The sequence below is a fragment of the Methanocalculus sp. genome (genome assembly GCF_030651615.1).
Classification (GTDB): Archaea; Halobacteriota; Methanomicrobia; order Methanomicrobiales; family Methanocorpusculaceae; genus Methanocalculus.
Window position 1 is genome coordinate 1 of the sequence record NZ_JAUSCG010000051.1, and the last position, 4,608, is coordinate 4,608.

Below are 4,608 nucleotides of genomic sequence, written 5' to 3' on the forward strand. Positions count from 1 at the left end.
GTCTCGGCTTTGAGTGACTGTGTCGGGATGACACATGCCGAATCTCCGGAGTGAACACCGGCTTCCTCGATATGCTCCATGATCCCGCCGATGAGGACATCTTTTCCATCACAGACCGCATCGACATCCAGTTCTACTGCATCCTGGAGGAACCTGTCAATGAGCACCGGATGCTTTTTGCTGACACGAACTGCCTCTTTGATGTAGGTCTTCAGTTCGATATCATCATGGACAAGTTCCATGGCACGACCTCCAAGGACATAAGAGGGGCGGACAAGGACGGGATAGCCGATCCTGTTTGCGATTGCAAATGCTTCATCTTCAGAGTGTGCTGAGCCGTTTGCAGGACTTGGTATCTCGAGTTTGTTTAAGAGAATGCTGAAACGGTCACGGTCTTCTGCGACATCCATTGCATCAGGGCTCGTCCCGAGGATCTTTGTGGAGAGACCAAGCCTTTTAATCTCTTCATGGATTGGTATAGTGAGGTTGACAGAGTTCTGGCCCCCAAATTGGACCATAACCCCATAATACTCGTCTTTTTTGAGGATGTTTGTGATATCCTCAAGTTGCATCGGTTCGAAGAAGAGGCGATCTGATGTGTCAAAGTCCGTTGATACGGTCTCGGGGTTGTTGTTTACAACATGTACATGCACACCCCGCTCCCTGAGGGCCTGGATTGCATGAACCGTGCAGTAATCAAATTCAATCCCCTGACCGATCCTGATCGGGCCGGAACCAAGGATGAGTACTTTCTTCTGATCATCCCTCTGAATTTCACATTCCCTCTCCCAGGTTGAGTAAAAGTAGGGTGTCTTTGCCGGAAACTCTGCCGCACAGGTGTCGACCATCTTATATGTCGGTTCAAGAACGATCTTCTCAATCTCCGGTATCGTCTTTTGTGTCAGTTCGGCAATTTCTGTGTTTGAGAAACCGAATGGTTTTGTCTTTTTGATCTCTTCATCCGTTGATGTGGGGGAGAGTGATCGTTCGATCTCGACAAGATGCTTTATCTTCTCAAGGAAGAATGGCTCAATTGCCGTTAGTTTATACACATCATCGATGGAAAAGCCGATTCTGAACGCATCAAAAAGGGTCTGGAACCGCTCGTCTGTTGGTCTGGAGAGGATCATCCGGATCTCATCCGGATCGGTATGAGTTGTTATGTCAGTGTCGATCGAACGGAGTGCTTTTTTGAATCCCTCTTCCATGGTTCGTCCGATTGCCATAACCTCGCCAGTACTCTTCATCGCTGTTGTAAGTGACCTGTCCGCCATCTTGAACTTATCAAATGGCCAGCGCGGGACCTTTACCACAACATAGTCTATCGCAGGTTCAAATGAAGCGGGTGTGCATCCTGTCACGGTGTTTGTGATCTCATCAAGCCGCATTCCGATTGCGATCTTTGCAGTCACCCGTGCGATAGGATATCCGGTTGCTTTGGAGGCGAGGGCAGATGATCGTGAAACCCTCGGATTTACTTCAATAACGCGATAGTCACCGTCTTTAAAGGCGTACTGGACATTACATCCTCCCTGTACACCGAGTGCCCGGATGATCTTGATCGAGGCTGTTCGAAGCATCTGGAACTGGTCATCCCGGAGTGTCTGGATTGGAGCAACAACGACACTCTCTCCGGTATGTACACCCATCGGGTCCACATTCTCCATACCGCAGATGATGATGCAGGTGTCTGCTGCATCCCGCATCACCTCAAATTCGATCTCGTTCCATCCTTTGACACTCTCCTCGACGAGAACCTGACGAATCCTTGATTTGGATAATCCCATCTCGACGATCCGACGGAGTTCTTCTTCGGTTGTTGCAACTCCTCCTCCTGATCCGCCGAGCGTGTAGGCAGGCCTGATGATCGCCGGAAGTCCGACTTCCTTCAGTGCATCCCCAACCTGATCGAGGCGGTTTAAGATCATCGACTTTGGAACCGGCTCTCCGATCCGGTTCATGAGGTCACGGAACTTCTCCCGATCCTCTCCCAAATAGATTGCCTCAAGCGGGGTTCCAAGGATCTCAACACCCTCAAGGGCCCCCATCTCTGCGAGTTCAGCTGTGAGGTTCAGACCCGTCTGGCCACCGAGACCGCTTAAAATTCCGTCTGGCCGCTCCTTTTTGATGATCTTTGCGATGATATCTGCCTTTAGCGGCTCGACATAGACGACATCGGCTGTCTCGGGATCGGTCTGAATGGTTGCAGGATTTGAGTTGACCAGAACGACCGACACCCCCTCTTCCCTGAGTGCCCTGCAGGCCTGAGTTCCAGAGAAGTCAAACTCTGCTGCCTGCCCTATCTGTATCGGGCCAGAACCGATGAGCATTACTTTTTTTATATGAGGTAACTTAGGCATCCGGGATACTCCTGTATATTTTGTCAAAGATTCTCTTCTCTGTATCGTGCGGTCCTCCGTGGGCCTCCGGATGAAACTGTACACAGAAGATGTTTAGATGGCGGTCTATGAACCCCTCAAGGGTATTGTCATTGACATTGACATAGTTGACCTCGCAGCCTTCAGGGAGTGTCTCTCCATCCACAACATATCCGTGGTTCTGTGTGGTGATTGAGATCGACCCATCCGGGCAACGGACCGGTTGATTTGATCCGCGATGTCCGAATTTCAGCTTATGAGTGTCTGCCCCAAGTGCAAGTGCAAGGATCTGGTTGCCCATACATATGCCATAGATAGGTATCTCTCCGATAAAGGATCTGACCGTCTTGATCGCCTGTGTAGCCCTCTTTGGGTCACCGGGCCCGTTGCTGATAAAGAGCGCCTGCGGTCTGCAGGCTTCGATCTCGTCTTTTGTGGCAGAATAAGGGAAGACGTATACATCTGCATCCCTTCTGCGCAGGCTGATGACGATGTTCTTCTTGACTCCAAGGTCAAGAACCGCTATCCTCTTTCCTTTCCCTCTCACCCGGTATGGATCGGTGCATGTAACCGACTGGATTAAGTCGATTTCTGAGATATCAGGAGCACTTCTTGCCATTTCCACAGCCAGATCACCATTATCATCTCCTACGATGAGTGCTGATCTGAGGGTGCCGTGGAGACGGGTATTAATCGTCAGCATCCTTGTATCAATGCCGGATATTCCAAACAGGCCCTGATCTTCAAAATAAGTGATGAGTGAAGGGTTCTGTTTTGGGGATCTGCAGATCTCATGAACTACACATCCCCGGGTTTGTACAAGAGGATTTTGAAAGTTAGTGAAGTCGACACCATAATTGCCGATCAGCGGATAGGTGAACATCAGGAGCTGCCCGGCATAACTGGGATCAGTCAGCGCCTCCATGTACCCTGCCATCTGAGTGGTAAATACCAGCTCTCCGGTGCTGGAACCTTCAACACCAAAACCCTCTCCTACAAAATAGTTTCCGTCTTCAAGCCCCAAAACCGCCTTCATGAATGACCATATTCATTCTGTTATCATCTCATATTAACAGTACGTGTACTTCTCCCGGTTATCAAGTAATCTGATGAGGGGAGTGGCGATAAAGTCCGGTACTAAGAAGATAATGGATATTCAACCTTAAATTGCTGTTTTAATCTATGCGCGATCAAAAAAAGAATTTATTTGGAGAGTATCGCCATGATGATCTTTCCGTATGCTGGCCGGGTAATAACAACCCCTATTATCACACCGAGGATGGTAATGATTGCAAAGCCCCGAAGCGAGGAGAGATCCATCAGAGCAAGCGGGAGCATCGCGATGATCATCGTTGCTGCAGCGACGATAATGATTCCAAGCGCCCGTGAGAGTCGTTTCATATACACATTAGGTGATGGCACCTTTCCTTCATGAAGGACTTCATCAGTGATGACCACAAGTTGATCGATACTTGTTCCAAGAACGGCGATAAGACCGGCGATTGCGGCGAGATCAAGCTGGGTGATGAACCTGGAGATTCCAAGGAGTATGATTATCTCGGAGGTATTGATCAGGAGCATCGGGATAACGATGCTTGGTTCACGATATCGGTAGTAGACAACAAGCCCGACGGTGAGGAGTGCAACTATTCCTGCAATGATGCTCATCGTCTTGAAGTGCTCTCCGAGTGCTGCTGAGACAGAACCGGACCCGGCGATTGTCACATCAACAGGGAGTGCGCCTGCACGAAGGTGAATCTCAAGGATCATCGCGCGATTCTTACCCAAATCACCGGAACCTGTGGATGCAAAGAGGTTTCTGACTTCCTCAACCTTTAACTGAGCCGCCAGAGCATTGCTGAACGGGGCGCTGTAGATCATCTCTCCATCGAGGAGCATCATCAGTTCATGCTGGAGAGGGTAATCCGTAGCGCCGGTTCGAATGGCACTCTCCCGAAGTGCTTTTGCACCATCAGGGTTGATGGTGAAGGAAACTCCCCAGAGGTCGCTTCCCGGAGGTTGTTGCGTCGGAAGTCCGACACTCGTGATCGAATCTCCATACAGAACATGTTCGGTCTCATTTCCAACGGTCTGAATCCTGACATCGAACCTTCCCTGAGATCCGACGATCTCCTGAGCGGTGACCATGTCGACACCGGCCATCTCGATCCGGATATACCGTGACGCGCCACCGAAGGTGGTCAGAATATTGATCTTTGCATCTCTTGTT

The 4,608-nt window shown here is 49.9% G+C and carries 3 protein-coding genes; all 3 read right to left on the reverse strand.

Annotated features, from left to right (window positions below; genetic code table 11):
* Positions 1–2,360 (reverse strand): carbamoyl-phosphate synthase large subunit (gene carB, locus Q7V06_RS01970; protein ID WP_304837292.1); only part of this gene is annotated, 2,360 nt, incomplete at its 3' end.
* Entirely contained in the window at positions 2,353–3,414 is a 1,062-nt protein-coding gene (carA, locus tag Q7V06_RS01975) for a glutamine-hydrolyzing carbamoyl-phosphate synthase small subunit (RefSeq protein ID WP_304837294.1), read from the reverse strand. The genes carB and carA, both read right to left, overlap by 8 nt.
* Positions 3,415–3,581: 167 nt before the next feature.
* Positions 3,582–4,608, reverse strand: a 1,027-nt coding sequence (locus tag Q7V06_RS01980) for a preprotein translocase subunit SecD (protein ID WP_304837297.1), incomplete at its 5' end; no start/stop codon positions are given.